We start from the raw sequence: 19,677 nt of genomic DNA, 5'->3' as shown, positions 1-19,677 counted from the left end.
GGACGAGCAAGAACCGGAGGCCGTGAAATGAGCAAGCTGCACCGTCCACTCGGGACGCTGTCCGACGACGCCGACCCGGTCCGGCTCACCCCGGATTCGGCGGGCTGGACGTACACGGGGCTGCGGGTGCTCCGGATCGGCACCCGGCTCCCGCGCACGGTCAAGACCGGCGAGTTCGAGGCGTTCGTGCTCCCGCTGTCCGGCTCGCTCACGGTCCGCGTCGACGGCGAGGAGTTCGAGCTGGAAGGGCGTGAGTCGGTGTTCACCCGGGTCACGGACTTCGTCTACGTCCCCCGCGACGCCGAGGTCGAGCTGACTTCCGAGACCGGCGCGCAGGTGGCACTGCCGATGGCCCGCTGCACCCGGCGGCTCGACGCGAAGTACGGCCCCGCCGAAGACGTCCCCGTCGAGGTCCGCGGCGCGGGGCAGGCGACGCGGCAGGTGACCAACTTCGGCGTGCCCGGGGTGTGGGACCACGCCGACAAGCTCAACGCGTGCGAGCTGATCACGCCGGGCGGCAACTGGTCGTCCTACCCGCCGCACAAGCACGACGAAGCGAGCGAGTGCGAGGTCGTCAACGAGGAGATCTACTACTTCCGCGTCGCCGGCCGCGACGGGGTGACGCCGTCGCGCGAGGGGTTCGGCCTGCACCGGACGTACACGCTCGACGGCGACCTGGACGAGGACGTCGCCGTCCGCGACCACGACGTCTTCCTGATCCCGCGCGGCTTCCACGGCCCGTGCGTGGCCGCGCCGGGCTACCCGATGTACTACCTGAACGTCCTGGCCGGGCCCGCGCCCGAGCGGTCGATGGCGTTCTGCGACGACCCCGCGCACGGCTGGGTCCGCGACACGTGGGAGTCGCAGGACCTCGACCCCCGCTGTCCCGTTACGAGCCACGAAGGACGTGTGCGGTGAAGCTGACGACGGCTCAGGCGCTGGTCCGCTGGATCCTGGCCCAGCGCTCGGAAACCCTGGACGGGCGCGAAGTCCCGCTCTTCCCCGGTGTCTTCGCGATCTTCGGGCACGGCAACGTCCTCGGTCTCGGCACCGCCCTGGAAGAACACCGCGGCGAGATCCCCGTGTGGCGCGGGCACACCGAGCAGGGCATGGCGCTGGCCGCGGTCGGCTACGCGAAGGCCACGCACCGGCGGCAGGTCGGCGTCGTGACGTCGTCGATCGGGCCGGGCGCGCTGAACATGGTCACCGCCGCGGGGGTCGCGCACGCGAACCGGCTGCCGGTGCTGCTCCTGCCCGGTGACACGTTCACGAGCCGCGCGCCGGACCCGGTGCTGCAGCAGATCGAGCCCTTCGGCGACGCGACCGCGACGGTCAACGACGCCTTCCGCGCGGTCAGCCGCTACTTCGACCGGATCACCCGCCCCGAACAGCTGCTCTCGACGTTGCCGCAGGTCGCGCGGGTGCTCACGGACCCGGCGGAGAGCGGGCCCGTGGTCCTGGCGCTGCCGCAGGACGTCCAGGCGGAGACGTACGACTTCCCGGAAGAGCTGTTCGCCCCGGTGACGCACCGGCCGCCGCGGCCGCGGCCCGACCGGCGCTCGGTCACCGAGGCGGCGGGCGTCCTGCGCGCGTCGAAACGGCCGTTGCTCGTGCTCGGCGGCGGCGTCCGCTACTCCGGCGCCGGACAACGCGTCCTCGACTTCGCCGAGCGGCACGGGATCCCGCTGGTGGAGACGACCGCGGGCCGCACGCTGGTGCCGCACACGCATCCCCTGCACGCCGGGCCGCTGGGCGTCACGGGCTCGACGTCGGCGAACGTCGTCGCGGCTCAGGCCGACGTCGTCCTCGCGGTCGGGACGCGGCTGCAGGACTTCACGACGGCGTCCTGGACGGTCTTCTCCCCCGACGTCCGCCTGGTCGCGCTGAACGCGGCCCGGTTCGACGCGGTGAAGCACGGTGCTCTGTCGGTGGTCGGCGACGCCGACGCCGGGCTCGTCGATCTGGGCGCGCAGCTGGAAAGCTGGCGGGTCGACCCGTCGTGGACCTCGCGGGCCGCGGCCGAACGGGCTTCCTGGGACGAGCACGTCGACTCGCTGCGCTCGGGCGGCTCCGAGCTTCCGTCCTACGCGCAGGTCGTGGGCGTGGTGAACGACCTGTCGGCGGCGGACGACTACGTCATGACGGCGTCCGGCGGGCTGCCGGGCGAGCTGATCGGCGGCTGGCGCGGGTCCGGCTCGATCTCGATGGACGTCGAGTACGGGTTTTCCTGCATGGGCTACGAGCTGTCCGGCGCGTGGGGCGCGGCGATCGCGCATCCGGGCCTGGTGACGACCCTGCTGGGCGACGGCTCGTACCTGATGTTGAACTCCGAGCTGTTCTCGGCCGCCTTCGCGGGTCACCCGTTCGTCGCGGTCGTCTGCGACAACGACGGCTACGCGGTGATCGCCCGGCTCCAGGAGGGGCAGGGCGGGAAGCCGTTCAACAACTTCTACGCCGACTGCACGACTTCGCACGCTTCGCCGCCGCGGGTGGACTTCGCGCGGCACGCGGAATCACTGGGCTGTCTGGTTTTCACGGCTTCTTCGGCCGAGGACCTCCGGGCGGCTTATGCCCAGGCGCGCGAAGCGGCGGTCGCGCAACGGCGTCCGGCGGTGGTCGTGGTGAAGACGCAACCGTCGTCGTGGACCGAGGCCGGCGCGTGGTGGGAGGTCGGCGTGCCCGAGCACCTCGCGGGCCGGGACGAGTACGAGCGGGCCAAGTCAGGGCAGGTGCGCTACCTGCGTTCCTAGGTTCGCCCGGGCGCGCGGCCGCAGCGTGAACCCGCTGGGCTTGAGCGTCAGCGACTCGACGATCTCGAGTTCGTACGCCGGATCGACGTCGAAGTCGTAGCGCTGCAGCACCATTCCCAGCGCCAGCACAGCTTCGTGCAGCGCGAACTGGCGGCCGATGCAGGCGCGCTCGCCCGTCCCGAACGGCTTGTACGCCTGCGCCGGCCGCTTCCGCACCGCGGCGGGCTCGAAGCGGTCCGGATCGAAGCGCTCCGGGTCCGGCCAGACCGCGGGATCGCGGTGCACCAGGGGCAGCGGCACGATCACCCAGTCGCCCTTGCGCATCGCGTACTTCCCGCCGAGCACGACGTCTTCGCGTGCTTCGCGCGAGTAACCCGGCGCGGTCGGCCAGAGCCGCATCGCCTCGTCGAGGCAGCGACGCACGTAACGCAGCTTCGCGACGTCCGAGAACGCCGGCTCGCGGTCGCCCCACACCGCGTCGACCTCGGCGCGGGCCTTCGCCAGCAGCTCGGGATGGCGCGTCAGGTAGTACAACGCGAACGACAGCGCACCGGACGTCGTCTCGTGGCCCGCGACGACGAACGTGATGGCCTGGTTGCGGATGTTCACCGGGTCCAGGCGTTCCCCCGTCTCCGGGTGGCCCTCGGTGAGCATCAGGCCGAGCAGATCGCGGCTCTCCTCGCCGTCCTGGCGACGGGCTTCGATGACCTCGTCGACCAGGCCGGTCATGGTCGCGATGTCGGCCTGGTTCCGCTCCGCCGTCCCGGCGAACGCGCGTCGCACGAACGGGAGCTTGACGTTCTGCAGCTGCGCGTACCGCAGCGCGCGGATCATCGCCGTGACGAACGGGTGCGGTTCGCTGCGCTCGAACGAGCCGAACCGGTAGCCGAAGCCGGCGAGCCCGATCGTCTCCAGCGTCAGCCGCGTCATGTCGGCGGCGACGTCGACCGGCCCGCTCGCGGCGTCCCAGCGCGCGATGAGCTCGCGGGCGACGTCCAGCATCACCGGGTGGTAGCGGCGCATGGCCTCGGCGGAGAACGCCGGTTGCAGGATGTCGTGCGCGAGCCGCCAGTTCGGTTCGTGGGTGTGGGCGGTGAACAGCCCGTCGCCGGCGAGCGCGCGCAGGTTCTCGATGCCCATGCCGACGTGCTTGCCGAACTTCGTCTCGTCGTTCAGCTCGGTGACCAGGTCGACGCCCCCGACGAAGACGATCTCGAACCCGAAGACCTTGCGCGTGAAGATCGGGCCCAGTCGCCGGCCGATGCGCAGCGTGTCCTGCAGCGGCGTGCGCGGGTTGGCACCGATCAGGTCGCCGATCACCGGCAGGCGGCCCGGCCGGTGCGGAAGCCCGGTGGTGTCCACGACGTCACCCCTTATTGAACCCGTATCCAATAGGGTCACGATCCCCCGCTACTGAACCCGTGTCAAGTAAGGTCGGGGGATGCGGACGAGGCTGAGCACCGAGCAGCGGCGCGAGCAGCTCTTGGCGATCGGGGCCGGGTTGTTCGCGAAGCGGCCGTACGACGAAGTGTGGATCGAAGAGGTCGCCGAGATCGCGCAGGTCTCCCGCGGCCTGCTCTACCACTACTTCCCGACGAAGAAGGACTTCTTCGCTTCGATCGTCCGCGCGCAACGCGACCAGCTGCTGGCGATGAGCGAGCCCGACCCGGCGCTGCCCGTGGCGGAGCAGCTGCGGGCCGGGCTCGACGTGTACCTCGAGTTCGCGCGCACGCACCCCGACGGCTACCGGATCGTGCACCGCGCCGCGAGCGGCGCCGACCGCGAGATCCAGGAGATCCGCGAATCCGGGATGGCCGCGAACGCCGCCCGCATCCTGGACGCGGTGCGCGTGCTGACCCCCATCACCGAGGTCACCCGCCTGGCCGTGCGGGGCTGGCTCACGTTCGTCGCGACGATGATCCTCGAGTGGCTCGACCAGCCGACGGTCACCCAGGAAGAGCTGCGCGACCTCGCCGTGCGGACGTTGTTCGCGGCGGTCGGCGTCACCCCGTGACGGCCGGCGACGCGGCGTTCCCGGCCAGCTTCCGCGGCGCGCCGGAGCCGTCCGCCGGGACCGCCCAGACGGCGTTGTCGAGCCCGTAGAGGACCGTGTGGTCGTCCTGCCACAGCGCCTGGTCGTCCACGCTCTTCTGTTCCGCCAGCTCGGTTTCCTTCATCGTCTTCAGGTCGAGGACCGACAGCCGCCAGCCCCCTTCGCCCACCTTCTTCTTGAAGGCGACGCGGGTGGCGTCCGGGGACAGCGACGGGCATTCGACGTTCTCCCGGAGCGTCTTCCCGCGGTAGCGCCGGTAGTCGGCTTCGACGAGGTAGGTCTGTCCCTTGCTGCCGAGGGTCGCGTAGAAGCGGTTGCCGTCCGGGGCGAACGTGATGCCCCAGTAGTTGACGTCCGGGGCGAAGTACCGCTGGTCGTCCTTGAAGACCGGCAGCTCTTCGATCGTCTTGACGAGCCGCCCGGTGTCGACCTCGTACAGCCCGGCGCGCGTCGAAAAGCCGGTCTGCGCGTACGAGTCGCCGGTGACGAACAGCGTCCAGTAGACGCGCTTGCCGTCCGGGGACACCCGGGCGCGGCTCGGCGTGCCGGGCAGGGACTCGGTGTGGCGGACGGCCAGGTGGTCGTCGAGGACGAGGACGTCGGTCACCGCCGGGAGCGTCCCCGGCCGCACGGCCAGGCACACCGCGGTCTGCTCCGCCACCGCGAAGCGATCGCACTTCAGGCCGCTGAGCTGGGGTTTCTTCCCGGTTTCGGCGAGCGGGACGGCGCCGACGCGACCGGTGGCGGTGTCGCGGAACAGCAGCTGACCGGGGCTCAGCGTGAGCTGGGCGGCGGGTTCGGCGTCCGCCGTGTCGTGGCGGGCGCTGACGGTGTAGACGACGGCCGCGGCGATCAGGAGCACCGTGCCGAGCAGGGCGAGGACGAGTTTCTTCACGGGCGCACCGGTTTCACGAGAGCGGCGGCGAGGGCGACCACGGCCAGGCAGACCGCGGCGACGAGCACCGCGGGCCGCAGGTCCCAGAGCGTCCAGGCCAGTCCGAAGAGGACGGACGAAAGCATGCGGGCCACGGCCTGCCCGGTCTGCACGACGGCCATCCCGGTGGCCCGGAGGTCCCGCGGGATGAGCGGGCCGGCGGCGGCCATGAGGACGCCGTCGGTGGCCGCGTAGAAGACGCCGTGCAGGCCGAGCGCGACGACGGCGAGCCAGATCCCCGCCTGCGGCCCGCACAGCAGGACCAGCGCCAGGCACAGCGCGCCGTGGCCGCCGAGGAACACCGGCCACCGCCCGACCCGGTCGGCGAGCTTGCCGAGCGGCACGGCCAGGACGAGGTAGACCCCGGCGGTGCCGAGCGGCAGCAGCGGAAAGAACGTCGCCGCGATCTCCCAGCGTCGCTGCAGGACGAGGTAGACGAACGAGTCGCCGACCGTCACCAGGCCCAGCAACGCGGCCCAGAGCGTCACGCGCCGGAAGTCGCTCTGCCTGAGGAGACCGGCCGCCCGGCGCAGCGACACCGCGGCGCGATCGACGGTCCCGGAGTGGTCCCGGACGAACAACGCCAGCAGCAGCACGGCGATCGCCGCGACGCAGAAGCTGGTGAAGAACACGCTCGTGTAGCTGCCCAGGCTCAGCGCGAGCACGGCCATCGCGACCAGGGGGCCGAGGAACGCGCCGACGGTGTCGAGGGCGCGGTGCACGCCGAACGACCGGCCGAGCGCGTCCGGCGTGCTGCTGAGGGAGATCAGGGCGTCGCGTGGGGCGGTGCGCAGCCCTTTGCCGGTGCGGTCGGCGGCGAGGACCACACCGATCGCCGCGACCGACGAGCCGGCCGCGACCAGGCCGAGCTTGCACACCGCGGACAAGCCGTACCCGAACCCGGCGACGGCCTTGAGCCGCCGCCACCGGTCGGCGAGGTGCCCGCCGAGCACCCGCACGAGGGCGGTGGCGCCCGCGTAGAGCCCGTCGAGCAGCCCGAACTGCACCGGGTTCAGGCCGAGGCCGAGCACCAGGTAGAGCGGGAGGACGGCGGTGACCATCTCCGAGGAGACATCGGTGACCAAGCTGACCACGCCGAGCGCCACCACGTTGGCGGAGACCCTCTTCAGCGCCGGTTTCCGGTCGGTGCCCGCCGCCAGGTCCGAGGTACGGCTTGCCGCGATGTACATGCCGCTCCTACCGGTGGCAGGTGTAGGTCGGGCTGCTGTCGAGGACCTTGCCGTCGACGCCGATGAGCTGCGACTGGAACGACGTGTCCGTCATCGACAGCTTCAGGACGCCGAAGGTCTTGAGCAGCTTGGCGGTCGTCTGGTGCGCCGGGCTCAGGTCGTAGAGGTTCGCGCCCCCGGAGCCGCCGACGATCTCGACCGGGCCGTTCGCATCCGCCTTGCCGTCGGCGTTCTGCGGGACGAACCGCTCGTAGTCGTGGTCGTGGCCGTTGAGGACGAGATCGACCTTGTTCGCGGTCATGATGTTCCACAGCTCGGTGCTGTCGGGGTTGTCGCCGTGGTCACCGGAGCTCCACCGCGGGTGGTGGTAATAGGCGGCGACGCAGCCCTTGGTGTTCTTGGCCAGGTCCTGCTTGAGCCAGGTGATCTGGGGCGGCTCGGCGAAGTCGTCGTGCGTGACGAAGTCGTTGGAGTCGAGGGCGATGAAGTGCCAGTTGCCCATCTCCCAGCTGTAGTACCGCTTTCCCTGCGGCTTGGCGATGGCGCCGAAGTAGTCCTCGTAGCCCTTGAACGGAGTGTCGTCGTAGGACTCGTGGTTGCCCGGGATCGGGCGGGTGATGGTCTTGAACTTGCCCCACGTCTTGTCGTAGTAGGACTTGAAGTCCGAGAGGTGCGCGTCGTCGTACTGGTTGTCGCCCATGGTGATCACGGCCGCGGGCTTCATGGCGTCGACGAGTTTCGCGGTCTTCACGTGGGCGCAGCTCGAGCTGCTCGAGGTGCAGCGTTCGGCGATGTCGCCGGCCGCGGCCAGGACGAAGCTCGTTCCGCTGCCCGCCTTGGTCTTCACGGTGACCGGGGTGCTGCTGCCCGAGACGTTGCCGGCGGCGTCGCGGGCGCGGACGGCGTAGGAGTAGCTGGTGTCGGGAGTGAGGCCGCTGTCGGTGTAGGAGAGGGTCGTGCTGGTGGCGACGACGGTCCCGTCGCGCAGGACGTCGTAGCCGGCGACGCCGACGTTGTCCGTGGCGGCGCTCCACGTCAGGGCGGCGCTGGTGGCGGTGGTCGTGCCCGCGGTGAGGCCGGCCGGGGTGGTCGGGGCCTGGGTGTCGCCGGAGGAGTCCGTGGAGCCGAAGACCTGCATCTCCCAGAGGGAGTAGCCGTAGCTCGTCGCGCGGGTGACGCCGACGAAGCGCACGTACCGGCCGTGGGCGTTCACGGTGAGGTCGTCGGTCTTGCCGTCCCCGGCGTCGACGGTGCTCGCGGTGGTGAAGGTCGTGCCGTCGTCGGAGACTTCGATGCGGTACTTCTTGGCGTAGGCGGCTTCCCAGTTGAGGAGGACGCGGTGGATCGCGGCGGACTGGCCGAGGTCGATCCGCAGCCACTGCGGATCGGCGCCTTCGGCGCTGGCCCACCGGGTGGTGGTACTGCCGTCGACGGCTTTGGTCCCGGCGTAGGACGAGCTCTCGACGGTGGACGTCGCGACCAGTTTCCCTTGGGAGAGCAGGACATCGGCTTGCAGGATACTGGCCGCGGCGATCGCGCCGGGCAGCAGCGTGATCGCGGCCACCACGGGGGTGAGGCGGGTGAATGTTCGTAGGCGGGTCGACGGCACGTCGCGCTCCTTCTGGGCCTGGCGGTGGCTGGTGGGCTGCGGCGTCGGTGAACGAGAGCTGAACTGTTAGGAAAGTTTCCTAACTAAGCGGACTGTATCGGTGACCGGTTTCGGCTGACAAGACGTGTCTTGCCGTTGAATCGGTCAAGAGGGTGAGTTTGCGCTGATCTTCGCTGCTCAGGGCGGTTCCCGATGATCGGAGCACTGCCCCGCGCACCGGGATGAGTACCGCAGAGCCCCGACCTTTCCCGGCTTCCTCCGGTTTTGTCGGTGGTCCCGGGTAGCGTGGGAACCGGGGGCAGCGCCCATTCCCTCGCGCCGTTTTCCCTTGCTTCACAAGGAAAATTTCGCCGCGCACCGGCTCTTGATCTCACCCGATCCAGCGATGACCATCGCACAGGTGTTCGGGTAGCTTCGGATGTATGACCTCAACCCAGCAGCTTCTTGATCTCGGCGACCGCCGCGCGTCCCGCCCGGTTCGCCCCGACCGTGCTCGCCGAGGGCCCGTAGCCCACGAGGTGCAGCCGCGGTTCACGCACCACGCGCGTGCCGTCCATCCGGATCCCGCCCCCGGGTTCGCGGACGTGCAGCGGCGCGAGGTGGTCGATCGCCGCGCGGAACCCGGTCGCCCAGAGGATGACGTCGGCGTCGAACCGAGAGCCGTCCGCCCAGACGACCCCGTCGGGCGTGATGCGCTCGAACATCGGCCGCCGCTCGAGGATCCCGGCGGCGCGTGCGGCGCGCACTTCCGGCGTCACGGCGAGATCGGTCACGCTCACAACGCTCTCCGGCGCCAGCCCGGCCCGCACCCGCTCATCGACCTTCGCGACGGCGTCGCGTCCCCAGCTCTCACTGAACGGCTCGTCGCGCCATACGGGAGGGCGCCGTGTCACCCACGCCGTCGCGCGAGCGAGCGGGGCGAACTCCATGAGTAGCTGAACGGCGGAGGCCCCACCCCCGACCACGACGACTCGCTGCCCACGAAAGTCTTCGGGGCCGGCATAGTCCGCGGTGTGCACCTGACGCCCGGCGAAGGTCTCCTGGCCGGGGTAGCGCGGCCAGAAGGGCCGATCCCAGGTACCGGTAGCACTGATCACGGCCCGAGCGGCCCAGGACTCGGCCGGGCTCGAAACCACCAGCCGCTCCCCCGCGCGCGTCACGGACTGGACGTCAACGGGCCTGAACACCGGGAGGTCATAGACGCTTTCGAAGCGAGCAAAGTACTCCGAGACGACTTCGGAGGCGGGACGCGTCACGTCCGGGCTGCCGAAGGCCATGCCGGGCAGGTCGTAGATGCCGTGCACCTTCCCGAGCACGAGGGAGGGCCACCGGTACTGCCACGCGCCCCCAGCCCGTTTCCCATGATCGAGCACAACGAACCCGGACCGGTTGCCAAACCCGGCCCGCCGCAGATGATAGGCGGCCGAGAGTCCGGCCTGCCCCGCCCCGATCACCACGACATCCGTCTCGTGATCCGCACCACCCATGTCGGGTTCAACGGCTACGAGCCGAGGGTATTTCGCGCCGTACCTCACACGCCGCGGCGGTCACAGCGAGGTTGCCGGAGACCTCGCGCACCCTGCGCGAGGGCGGGCTGGTCACCGGGCCGAGCCGGGCGCCACCGCAGCCGCGCGCCACGACAGCCGTGTCCCACGCGGCCTGGTCGGGAGCCACACCGCGCGTCCGGTCACCCCAGTGATCGCACGCAACCATCCCGACCCGGACCAGACCGCCGACCGGCGCCCAACCCAACCGACTTCAGCCCAGCCCAACCGAGCCCCCACAGCAACGTCCCGCGCGACCGAACCCCGCCCGACCTCCGCTGTCGGCTAACCCAGCCAGCGCCAAGCTGGCGACCCCAACCCCGGCCAGCATCTGGTCGACGATCCCAACCCCAGCCACCGTCGCGCCCGCTCGATCCGCCACAACCAGCGAGCCAACCCCAGCCACTGCCACTGCCACTGCCACTGCCAAGCCGACGACACCAACCCCGCCAGACTCACCCTTGCCTGATCCACCGAAACCAGCCAGCCAACCCGAGGCCAACCCCACGGAGCCATCCCAACCCGAGCCACACCGCGGCCACCTCACCCGGCAGCCCAGCCGCGCCCGAGCCGGTCAACCGACCGAGCACTCCCGCTCACACGGCAACACGGTTCCGCCCAGCCTCCTTGGCGCGGTACAACGCGGCATCCGCCGAGCGGAGCACGTCGTCGAGTGTTGGGCCTGCGTCCGGGTGGCGGGCCACGCCGATCGACACCGACAGCCCGCCCACCCGGACCGTTCCGCCGCCGGTCGAGATCACCACGTTCAGCTCGCCCACCGCCGCTCGCACGCGTTCGGCGATGCCGAGCACTTCGGCGCGGCCGACGCCCGGCAGCAGGACCACGAACTCCTCGCCGCCGAATCGGCCGGTCGTGTCGCCTTGGCGGACCGCGCCGGAGATCGCCACCGCGACCGCCGCCAGCACGTCGTCGCCGGTGAGGTGGCCGTACGTGTCGTTGATGCGCTTGAAATGGTCAAGGTCGATCATCAGCACGGCGAAACCGCCGCCGGCCGCGCCGCGCCGCTGGGAGCGGGTGTGTTCGCGTACCGCGGAATCGTGCCAGCCGGCGGTGTTGAGCAGCCCCGTCTTCTCGTCGGTGACCGCCGCGACCTGCAACTGCTGCTTCAGCAGCAGGTAACGGTGCAGCAGCAGCAACGGCGCGACCACGAACACCACCAGCACCGGCTGCTCGGCCAGCGCCAGCGCGGCGAGGCCGCCGAGGCAGAGGGTCGCGAGCTCGAAAGCGTTGTCCTCCCACGTGCCGATCAGGTCGGCCGCCGAGCGCTGGCTCGTGTAAAGGTAGATCCCGGCCGCGACCAGGCCGATGTTCACCAGCTCGAACACCGCGGCGGCCAAGCAGAGCGCGAACAGCCCGCGCGTCGTCTGCAACGGCGTCCCGTGCAGCCCGGACACCGCGAGAACGGACGAAGCGGCGAAGCAAGAGAGCATCGCCCAAGCCGTGCTGGCGACGAAGCGGTGTGCGGGCCGCGTACGGACCTGTCGCCACACGCGCAACCACAGGTGCGTGTAGAGCACGACGGCCAGCAGCGCCACCCAAGCCGGCGGCAGCAAGACGACGCCGGCGAGGTACCAGACCGACGTGACGTTGATGTGGGTCTGCCCGCTCATCCACCGCCGCAGCCGCTCGATGCGGCGCGACATCTCGGCCTGCGCGACGCCGAGCGCGACGAGCACCGCGAACCAGACCGGCCGCACGGGCCCGCCGAACCCGGTGACCAGCGCGCCCCCGGTCGCCACGACCGCGACCAGCTCGCAGCCGAGCGCGTAGGTGATCCAGCGGGCTTTCGCCCCCGTCCACATCTCCCACCGCGCGGGCCAGCCCGGCCAGGCGGAAAGCGCTTCCCGGCGCACGGCGGCCTGGGCTCTCAAGAGCCGAAGCCACAGAAGTGACGGACCGGCATCGTGACGTACCCCTTGCGCGAAGTTCGGCCGACCAGGTAGCCCAGCGTAGCCGTTCCGACGACGCGCGTCGCCAGTCCGGGCGAATTGCGGGCACCGCACCTGCCCAAAGACCCGCGCAGGGTAGATCTTCCCAGCTCAGCGGTCCACCACTGGATCATCGCCCTGGAAATACGGATCCGGGAACGCCGAAAGGGGATTCCCACTCCCGCGATCCCGGACGCGGAAAGGGCCCCCGCGAAGAGCGAGGTTCAGCGCAGGAGAATCCGGCTATCGCACCGAAGGGGCGAGCGCATAGCTATCGCAGATCGACACCGGGTGCCGGCAGCAGCGAGCGAACCGGCTCACCTACCCGCGCGAGCCCGCCACCTCAAAGGTCCAGCACCAACCGGGAGCTACTTCCGCAGCGCCCGGATGATCGCCACCAGGCCGATCACCGCCGCGATTCCCGCCACCACCGGGGCCAGCCGCTTCAACACCGACTGTCCCGCGTAATCGAGCAGGTCGATCGCTTCCGTCTCCGGGGCCGCCGGGACGCTGTGCAGCGGCGGACGGTCCGACGCTGCCGGCGACGGCTTCGGGTCCGTGTTGATCTCCGCCGTCGTCGGGGCGGGCTTGACCGCCGGCTTGGCCACCGGCTCCGCGGTCTCCGTCGGCTCGGGCGTCGGTGCCGCCGTCACCGGCGCCGGCGCCGGCGAAGCCGAAGGCGCCAGCTTGTCCGACAGGCACCCCGCGAACGTGTCGAGGATCTTGCCGCCCACCTCGCTGATCAGGCCGCGGCCGAACTGGGCGGGCTTGCCCGTGATCGACAGCTCCGTCGACACCGAGCCGTGCGTTCCGCCGTCGGCCTCCGTCAGGGTCAGCGTCACCGTCGCCGCCGCCGTGCCCGATCCGCGTGAGTCCTTGCCCGAGGCCTTGATCGTGACCTTGCGCGCGGCTTCGTCCTTCTCCAGGAACTCGCCGTTCCCCTTGTACAGCAGGGAAATCGGCCCGAGCTTGACCTTCACCGTCCCGCTGAACTTGTCCCCTTCGACCTTCGTCAGCGTGGCGCCCGGCATGCACGGGGCGACGCGCTCGGGGTCGACGACCGCCTGCCAGACCTCGCCGATCGGAGCCGGGACGGTGAATTCGTGGTCGAGCCGCACGGGCCGACCTCCTCTCTGCCAGACCTGACGTGTTCCGGTGCCCACCCTAGCCGCCGCCGGAGCGGCGGCCAGGGGGACGAACGGAACCTCAGGCGCCGGCCGCCGCCGCGATGGCCCGGCCCGTCAGGACCTGGGCCAGGTGACGGCGGTATTCGACGTCGGCGTTGCTGTCGACCGGCGGGTTCGTACCTTCGGCCGCGTGCGAAGCCGCCGCGGCGATCGAGTCGGCCGAGGCCTGGACGCCGACCAGCGCCGCTTCGACGCCCGAAGCGCGCACCGGGGTCGAGCCCATGTTCGTCAGCGCGACCCGGGCCTCCTCGATGACGCCCGCCTCGGTACGGACGGTGACCGCGACCGCGACCATCGACCACGCCTGGGCGACGCGGTTGAACTTCTCGTAGTGCGCCCGCCACCCGGTGTGCTTGGGGATGCGGACCTCGACCAGCAGCTCGTCCGCGGCCAGCGCCGTGGTGAACAGGTCCTGGAAGAACTCCGCGGCCGGCACCGTGCGACGACCGGAGGGCCCGGCCAGCACCAGCGACGCGTCCAGCGCCAGGACCGGTGCCAGCAGGTCCCCGGCCGGGTCGGCGTGGGCGATCGCGCCGCCCAGCGTGCCCCGGTGGCGGATCTGCGGGTCGGCCACCGTGCCGGTCGCCTCCTTGAGCAGAGCCGCGTGCGAAGCGACCAGTGCGTCCCGCTGGACGTCGTAGTGCGTGGTCATCGCCCCGATCACGAGGTCGTCGCCGTCCTCGCGCACGCCGCGCAGCTCCGCGACGCGCCCGAGGTCGACCAGCGTCGTCGGCGCGGCCAGCCGCATCCGCAGCACCGGCAGCAGGCTCTGCCCGCCCGCGATGACCTTGGCGTCCTCACCCGCCGACGCCAGCGCCTGCACCGCTTCGTCCACTGTGGACGGGCGGACGTAGTCGAAGGAAGCCGGGATCACTGCGCACCTCCGGTGGCGTCGATGGAGCCGAGACCGCCACCGGCTTCACCGCGGCCGGGGCCGCCGGCGTCGGTGGTGCCGTGCCGCATCGCGTGCCACACCCGCATCGGCGTCAACGGCATCTCGATGTCGTTCACCCCGTAGTGGCGCACCGCGTCGATCACCGCGTTGACCACCGCCGGGGTGGACGCGATCGTGCCCGCTTCGCCGACGCCCTTGGCGCCGAGCGGGTTCGTCGTCGACGGCGTCTCCGTGCGGTCGGTGGTGAACGACGGCAGGTCCGCCGCCGACGGCAGCAGATAGTCGGCGAACGTGCCGGTGGTGAGCGTGCCGCTGTCGTCGTGTTCGGTGCCTTCGAACAGCGCCTGCGCGATGCCCTGCGCGAGCCCGCCGTGCACCTGGCCCTCGACGATCAGCGGGTTCACCGCGACGCCGACGTCGTCGACGCAGACGTACGAGCGCAGCTTGATCCGCCCGGTCTCGGTGTCCACCTCGGCGGCGCACAGGTGCGTGCCGTGCGGGTACGAGAAGTTCTCCGGGTCGAACGTCGCGTCCGAGTCGAGCGACGGCTCGACGCCGTCGGGCAGGTTGTGCGCCGCGAACACCGCGAGCGCGATGTCGCCGATGCCCGTCGACGTGTCGGTGCCCTTCACGGTGAACTTGCCGTTGGCGAACTCGAGGTCGTCCTCGGCGCATTCGAGCAGGTGCGCCGCGATCGGCTTGGCCTTCGCGACGACCTTCTCCGCGGCCTTGACGATCGCGATCCCGCCGACGACCAGCGACCGCGAGCCGTAGGTGTCCATGCCCTTGTGCGAGGACTGCGTGTCGCCGTGGATGATCTCGACGTCCTCGAACGCGACGCCGAGCTGGTCGGCGACGATCTGGCTCCACGCCGTCTCGTGGCCCTGACCGTGCGCGGACGCGCCGGTGATGACCTCGACCTTGCCGGTGGGCAGCATCCGGATCGCCGCGTGCTCCCAGCCGCCGGCGCCGTAGTCCAGCGAGCCGAGCACCCGTGACGGCGCGAGCCCGCACATCTCGGTGAACGTCGAGATGCCGATGCCGAGCTGGACCTTGTCACCCGACTCACGACGCTTCGCCTGCTCGGCGCGCAGGCCGTCGTAGTCGAAGAGCTGCTTGGCCTTTTCGGTGGCGGCCTCGTAGTTGCCGGAGTCGTAGGTCAGCCCGCACACGGTGGTGAACGGGAACTCCTCGTGCTTGATCCAGTTCTTCTCGCGCAGCTCCATCGGGTCCATGCCGAGCTCGACGGCGAGCTCGTCCATGATCCGCTCGATCGCGAAGGTCGCCTCCGGCCGGCCGGCGCCGCGGTAGGCGTCGGTCAGCGTCGTCGTCGTGTACACGTTCGTGCAGGCGAAGTGGTACGCCGGGATCTTGTAGATCGCGTTGAACATGAACGCGCCGAGGATCGGCACGCCGGTGCCGACGAGGCCGTTGTACGCGCCGAGGTTGGCGAGCAGCTCGACCTTGAGGCCGGTCACCTGGCCGTCGCGGGTCGAGGAGATGGTGATGTCCTGGATCTGGTCGCGGCCGTGGTGCGCGGCGAGCATCGTCTCCGACCGCGACTCGTTCCACTTGACCGGTTTGCCGAGCTTCTGCGCGACCAGCAGCGACATCATCTCTTCCGGCAGGACACCGATCTTGCCGCCGAAGCCGCCGCCGACGTCGGGGGCGATCACGCGCAGCTTGTGCTCGGGGATGCCGAGCGTCAGCGCCGCCATCACGCGCAGGATGTGCGGGATCTGCGTGGCCGACCACATGGTGATCTGCGTGCCGGTCGGGTCGACGACGCAGGCCCGCGGCTCCATGAACGCCGGGATCAGGCGCTGCTGGCGGAAGCGGCGCTTGACGACGACCTCCGCCGAGCTGAGAGCGTCCTCGACGTTGCCACCGGTGCCGGCCTCGCCGGAGTCGAACTTCCAGACGGCGCTGGTGTTGCTGCCCTGGTCCTCGTGGACCAGCGGCGCACCGTCGGCGATCGCGGCTTCCATGTCGAGGATGACCGGGAGCTCGTCGTACTCGACGTCGATCTCCTCGAGCGCGTCGTGCGCTTCGGCGGACGACCTCGCGACGACGACCGCGACGCCCTCACCGGCGAAGTTGACCTGGTCGGCGGCGAGCACCGGACGGCGTGGCGCCTTCATGTCCGGCGTGATCGGCCACGCGCAGGGCATGCCGATCGCGCTGTCCGGGTCCAGGTCCTTCGCGGTGTAGACGGCGACGACGCCGGACGCGCCCTTGGCCGCCGACGTGTCGATCGAGACGATCTTGGCGTGCGCGAACGGGCTGCGCAGGACCGCCATGTGCAGCAGGCCCGGCAGCGTGATGTTGTCGGTCCAGCGGGTGCGGCCGGTGATGAGCCGCTCGTCTTCCTTGCGGCGCCGTGACTTTCCGACTTCCGGTTCGATCGTCGCGGTCATCAGTCACCACCCACGCCGACGTGCTTGGTCTCAGTGATCCGCTCGGCTTCGGGGCCGGCGCCAGGGCTCATGTTCTGCGCCGCGTCGCGGACCGCGCGGACGATGTTCTGGTAACCGGTGCAGCGGCAGAGGTTGCCTTCGAGACCTTCGCGGACGGCCTGTTCGTCCGGGTCGGGGTTGTCGGCCAGCAGGTCGATCGACTGCATGATCATGCCGGGCGTGCAGAACCCGCACTGCAGGGCGTGGTTGTCGTGGAACGCTTTCTGCACCGGGTGCAGCTGCCCGTCGCGGGCGAGGCCTTCGATGGTGGTGACCTCACAGCCGTCGGCTTGCACGGCCAGCACGGAGCAGGATTTCACGCTGTGCCCGTCCAGGTGGACGGTGCAGGCGCCGCAGTTGCTGGTGTCGCAGCCGACGACGGTGCCGACCTTGCCCAGCTTCTCTCGCAGGTGGTGCACGAGCAGGGTGCGGGGCTCGACTTCGTCGGTGTACTTCGTCCCGTCGACGGTGACGGTGATGCGCATCAGGCCTCCAAAAGCCGGTTCGGGAACGGCCCGCCCGACCGTGATCGGGCTCACAGACTCCCGAGCGTGCTACGCGACCTTCGCGCGGACAAGTCCTGATGTCACACGTTCAACTACCTGTTCCGCAGATACACGGGAATCCGCTGCGGGACGCCGTATGTGCGGAAGTCCGGATGGGTGAACTTTTGTGGGCCACCCGGAGCAGTAACAATCGGGGCGTCGCCCCGAGCCCGGGGGCTCCGCCACCCGGAACCCCCGAACAGCAGCAGTCAGCTGTGGATGCGTCCCGACAACTCGGCGAGCCGTTTCCCACCGCCACCCCATCGCAACGCGATGATTTCCGCGGCGATCGACACGGCCGTCTCTTCCGGCGTGCGGGCACCGAGGTCGAGGCCGATCGGCGACGCCAGCCGGTCCAGCTCCCCCTCGGTGATCCCGGCTTCGCGCAGGCGGGCGAAGCGGTCGTCGTGGGTCTTGCGGGAGCCCATCGCGCCGACGTAGCCGACGTCCAGGCGCAGCGCGACCTCCAGCAGCGGCACGTCGAACTTCGGGTCGTGGGTCAGCACCGCGATGGCCGTGCGCTGGTCGATGCGGCCCGCTTCGGCTTCGGCCTGCAGGTAGCGGTGCGGCCAGTCGACGACGACCTCGTGCGCGTCCGGGAAGCGGCTGCTCGTCGCGAACACGGGTCGCGCGTCGCAGACCGTGACCTGGTACCCGAGGTAGGCGCCCATGCGGGCCATCGCGGCGGCGAAGTCGATCGCGCCGAACACGAGCAGCCGCGGCGGCGGCTCGAAGGAGTTGACGAACACCGCCATGCCTTCGCCGCGGCGCTGCCCGTCGGGACCGTAGTGCAGGGTGCCGGTGCGGCCGCTGGCCAGCAGGCCGCGCGCGTCGTCGGCCACGGCGTCGTCCATCCGCGACGACCCCAGCGAGCCCTCGGTGCGGTCCGGCCACACGATCATGTGCTCGCCGACCAGGCCCTCGCGCTCGTGCTCGATGATCGTGACGACCGCGACCGGCTCGCCGGAGCGCACCGACGCGACGACGTCGCCGAGCTCCGGCATCGACTCGCGGTCGACGTGCTCGACGTAGATGTCGATGATCCCGCCGCAGGTCAGGCCGACGGCGAACGCGTCGTCGTCGGTGACGCCGTAGCGCTGCAGCACGGGCTTGCGCTCGCTGACGACCTCCTGCGCGAGCTCGTAGACGGCGCCTTCGACGCAGCCGCCGGACACGCTGCCGGCGACGGTGCCGTCGGGAGCGACGACCATCGCGGCGCCGGGCGCGCGCGGCGCCGACGAGAAGGTGGCGACCACGGTGCCGAGCCCGACCGTTTCCCCGTCGGTCCAGCGGCGGAACACGTCGTCCAGTACGTCACGCATCGGAAATCTCCCCGAGCAGTCGTTCCAAGGTGGCCAGGGTGTGCCCGGCCAGCAGCCGGTCGATGTGGGGCAAGGCGGCCACGATGCCCGACTGGACCGGAGCGTACCCCGCACGGCCGGCGTGCGGATTCACCCAGAATACGGCGTGCGCGAGCCGGCGCAGGCGGGCGAGCTGCTCGCCGAGCAGGCCGGTGTCACCGCGTTCCCAGCCGTCGGAGAAGACGGTGACCACGGCGCGCCGCGCCAGGCCGCGCTGGCCCCAGCGGTCGAGGAAGGCCCGCAGCGTCTCGCCGAGGCGGGTGCCGCCGGCGAAGTCGGGCACCGCCGAACCGGCGGCGAGCATGGCGCGTTCGGGATCGCGTTGACGCAGCTGGCGCGAGACCCGGGTCAGCCGCGTGCCGAGGGTGAAGACCTCGACGGACTGGGGCGCGCTGCGCGTGAGGACGTGGGCGAAGCGGAGCAGGGCGTCGGCGTACGGGCTCATCGACCCCGAGACGTCGATGAGCAACACCACGCGCCGCGGGCGGCTGCCCCGCCGGGCGTAGACGAGTTTCACGGGCTCGCCGCCGCTGGCGAGCATGGCACGCAGCGTGCGGGAAGGATCGAGCCGCCCCCGGTGCGACGGGGTCCGTCGCGAGGCCGGCCGCTTCGGCGGCGTGGGCCTCAGGGTGGCGAGGAGCTCGCGGAGGTGTTCGCGTTCGGCGGTGGTCAGCGCGGCGAGGTCGCGGTGGCGGAGGACTTCCTGGGTGCTCGCGGCGACTTTCAGCTGCTCAGGGCCTTCGCCGCCGTCGGTGTTCCCGCCGTCGGCGTCGACGAGCGGGGCGATCCGGGCCTGCTTCGGCGCGGCGGTTTTCGCGCGTTGCGGGGTGGTGGTTTCGATCGAGAACCACTGGCTGAAGGCTTCTTCGTAGCACGGGAGGTCGTCGGGGCTGGAGCAGAGAGTGAGCCGGCCGGCCCAGTAGAGCTGGGTGGGTTCGGCGACATCGATCTCCCCGACGGCGGCGAGGTAGGCCTGCACGCGACGCGCATCGCAGGCAACCCCGGCTTCCCGCAGGGCGGCGGCGAACCCGGCGTACCCGGCGACGGGATCGGCGGCGGTGGTCATGACTCCATTGTGCGCTCACCCGGCGAGGAGGGCTCGCCTGTGGACAAGGCGGCGGTGGGCACCGGAGATTGTCGGTGCCCTCCGCTAGCGTGGAAAACGGGGGCTGCCGACTGCGGTTTGGCGCTGTCGTGCCGCGGC

15 protein-coding genes are annotated in these 19,677 nt (G+C 70.8%); 3 read left to right on the top strand and 12 right to left on the bottom strand.

The window, feature by feature from the left end; genetic code table 11:
• Positions 1-27: 27 nt before the first annotated feature.
• Positions 28-918: a 5-deoxy-glucuronate isomerase gene (iolB, locus tag ABZ342_RS14520; RefSeq protein ID WP_360472839.1), complete on the top strand. Its 891-nt coding sequence runs from the start codon at positions 28-30 to the stop codon at positions 916-918.
• Positions 915-2,750 carry a 3D-(3,5/4)-trihydroxycyclohexane-1,2-dione acylhydrolase (decyclizing) gene (iolD, locus tag ABZ342_RS14515; protein ID WP_360472837.1) on the top strand — a complete coding sequence of 612 codons (1,836 nt, stop codon included), beginning with the start codon at positions 915-917 and terminating at the stop codon, positions 2,748-2,750. Before iolB ends, iolD begins: the two co-directional genes overlap by 4 nt.
• On the opposite strand, the gene ABZ342_RS14510 is transcribed toward iolD, so the two are convergent.
• On the bottom strand, positions 2,721-4,112 hold the full coding sequence (locus tag ABZ342_RS14510) for a cytochrome P450 (RefSeq protein WP_360472834.1): 1,392 nt from the start codon (positions 4,110-4,112) through the stop codon (positions 2,721-2,723). The two genes, iolD and ABZ342_RS14510, sit on opposite strands and share 30 nt — an antisense overlap.
• Positions 4,113-4,191: 79 nt before the next feature.
• On the opposite strand from ABZ342_RS14510, the gene ABZ342_RS14505 reads away from it, so the two are divergent.
• The gene (locus ABZ342_RS14505) at positions 4,192-4,764 is read left to right on the top strand and encodes a TetR/AcrR family transcriptional regulator (protein ID WP_360472831.1); all 573 of its coding nucleotides are present in this window, start codon (positions 4,192-4,194) and stop codon (positions 4,762-4,764) included.
• On the opposite strand, the gene ABZ342_RS14500 is transcribed toward ABZ342_RS14505, so the two are convergent.
• From ABZ342_RS14500 to ABZ342_RS14450, 11 genes are all read right to left on the bottom strand, one after another.
• Complete coding sequence (locus tag ABZ342_RS14500; protein ID WP_360472829.1) at positions 4,754-5,698, bottom strand: hypothetical protein; 945 nt, start codon at positions 5,696-5,698, stop codon at positions 4,754-4,756. The two genes, ABZ342_RS14505 and ABZ342_RS14500, sit on opposite strands and share 11 nt — an antisense overlap.
• Positions 5,695-6,927 (bottom strand): MFS transporter, encoded by a 1,233-nt coding sequence (locus tag ABZ342_RS14495; RefSeq protein WP_360472826.1) that lies wholly within the window; start codon positions 6,925-6,927, stop codon positions 5,695-5,697. Before ABZ342_RS14495 ends, ABZ342_RS14500 begins: the two co-directional genes overlap by 4 nt.
• Positions 6,928-6,934: 7 nt before the next feature.
• Positions 6,935-8,494: a discoidin domain-containing protein gene (locus ABZ342_RS14490; protein ID WP_360473161.1), complete on the bottom strand. Its 1,560-nt coding sequence runs from the start codon at positions 8,492-8,494 to the stop codon at positions 6,935-6,937.
• Between the two features lie 470 nt (positions 8,495-8,964).
• A complete protein-coding gene (locus tag ABZ342_RS14485; RefSeq protein WP_360472823.1) occupies positions 8,965-10,023 on the bottom strand; it encodes an NAD(P)-binding domain-containing protein in 1,059 nt (352 codons plus the stop codon).
• Positions 10,024-10,676: 653 nt separating this feature from the next.
• Positions 10,677-11,972: a GGDEF domain-containing protein gene (locus ABZ342_RS14480; RefSeq protein ID WP_360472820.1), complete on the bottom strand. Its 1,296-nt coding sequence runs from the start codon at positions 11,970-11,972 to the stop codon at positions 10,677-10,679.
• A gap of 425 nt (positions 11,973-12,397) precedes the next feature.
• Positions 12,398-13,147 carry an SRPBCC family protein gene (locus tag ABZ342_RS14475; protein WP_360472817.1) on the bottom strand — a complete coding sequence of 250 codons (750 nt, stop codon included), beginning with the start codon at positions 13,145-13,147 and terminating at the stop codon, positions 12,398-12,400.
• 88 nt (positions 13,148-13,235) lie between these two features.
• Positions 13,236-14,090 carry a xanthine dehydrogenase family protein subunit M gene (locus tag ABZ342_RS14470; protein ID WP_360472815.1) on the bottom strand — a complete coding sequence of 285 codons (855 nt, stop codon included), beginning with the start codon at positions 14,088-14,090 and terminating at the stop codon, positions 13,236-13,238.
• On the bottom strand, positions 14,087-16,528 hold the full coding sequence (locus tag ABZ342_RS14465) for a molybdopterin cofactor-binding domain-containing protein (protein WP_360472812.1): 2,442 nt from the start codon (positions 16,526-16,528) through the stop codon (positions 14,087-14,089). The genes ABZ342_RS14470 and ABZ342_RS14465 overlap by 4 nt, the downstream gene beginning before the upstream one ends.
• Entirely contained in the window at positions 16,528-17,052 is a 525-nt protein-coding gene (locus ABZ342_RS14460) for a (2Fe-2S)-binding protein (RefSeq protein ID WP_290049858.1), read from the bottom strand. The genes ABZ342_RS14465 and ABZ342_RS14460 overlap by 1 nt, the downstream gene beginning before the upstream one ends.
• Positions 17,053-17,321: 269 nt before the next feature.
• Positions 17,322-18,434: an XdhC/CoxI family protein gene (locus tag ABZ342_RS14455; RefSeq protein WP_360472809.1), complete on the bottom strand. Its 1,113-nt coding sequence runs from the start codon at positions 18,432-18,434 to the stop codon at positions 17,322-17,324.
• The gene (locus ABZ342_RS14450; RefSeq protein WP_360472806.1) at positions 18,427-19,539 is read right to left on the bottom strand and encodes a VWA domain-containing protein; all 1,113 of its coding nucleotides are present in this window, start codon (positions 19,537-19,539) and stop codon (positions 18,427-18,429) included. The genes ABZ342_RS14455 and ABZ342_RS14450 overlap by 8 nt, the downstream gene beginning before the upstream one ends.
• Positions 19,540-19,677: the final 138 nt, after the last annotated feature.

Origin of the sequence: Amycolatopsis sp. NPDC005961 (genome assembly GCF_040629235.1) — a bacterium.
GTDB lineage: Bacteria > Actinomycetota > Actinomycetes > Mycobacteriales > Pseudonocardiaceae > Amycolatopsis > Amycolatopsis camponoti.
The sequence above is the reverse complement of the archived record's forward strand: the minus strand, read 5'-3'. Positions and strand labels throughout refer to the sequence as shown.

What these genes read in the sequence shown, in the direction of transcription:
- ABZ342_RS14455 (WP_360472809.1), bottom strand. Translation starts at nt 18,434, where the DNA reads ATGCGTGACGTACTGGACGACGTGTTCCGCCGCTGGACCGACGGGGAA.
- ABZ342_RS14460 (WP_290049858.1), bottom strand. Translation starts at nt 17,052, where the DNA reads ATGCGCATCACCGTCACCGTCGACGGGACGAAGTACACCGACGAAGTC.
- ABZ342_RS14450 (WP_360472806.1), bottom strand. Translation starts at nt 19,539, where the DNA reads ATGACCACCGCCGCCGATCCCGTCGCCGGGTACGCCGGGTTCGCCGCC.
- iolB (WP_360472839.1), top strand. Translation starts at nt 28, where the DNA reads ATGAGCAAGCTGCACCGTCCACTCGGGACGCTGTCCGACGACGCCGAC.
- ABZ342_RS14485 (WP_360472823.1), bottom strand. Translation starts at nt 10,023, where the DNA reads ATGGGTGGTGCGGATCACGAGACGGATGTCGTGGTGATCGGGGCGGGG.
- ABZ342_RS14505 (WP_360472831.1), top strand. Translation starts at nt 4,192, where the DNA reads ATGCGGACGAGGCTGAGCACCGAGCAGCGGCGCGAGCAGCTCTTGGCG.
- ABZ342_RS14495 (WP_360472826.1), bottom strand. Translation starts at nt 6,927, where the DNA reads ATGTACATCGCGGCAAGCCGTACCTCGGACCTGGCGGCGGGCACCGAC.
- ABZ342_RS14465 (WP_360472812.1), bottom strand. Translation starts at nt 16,528, where the DNA reads ATGACCGCGACGATCGAACCGGAAGTCGGAAAGTCACGGCGCCGCAAG.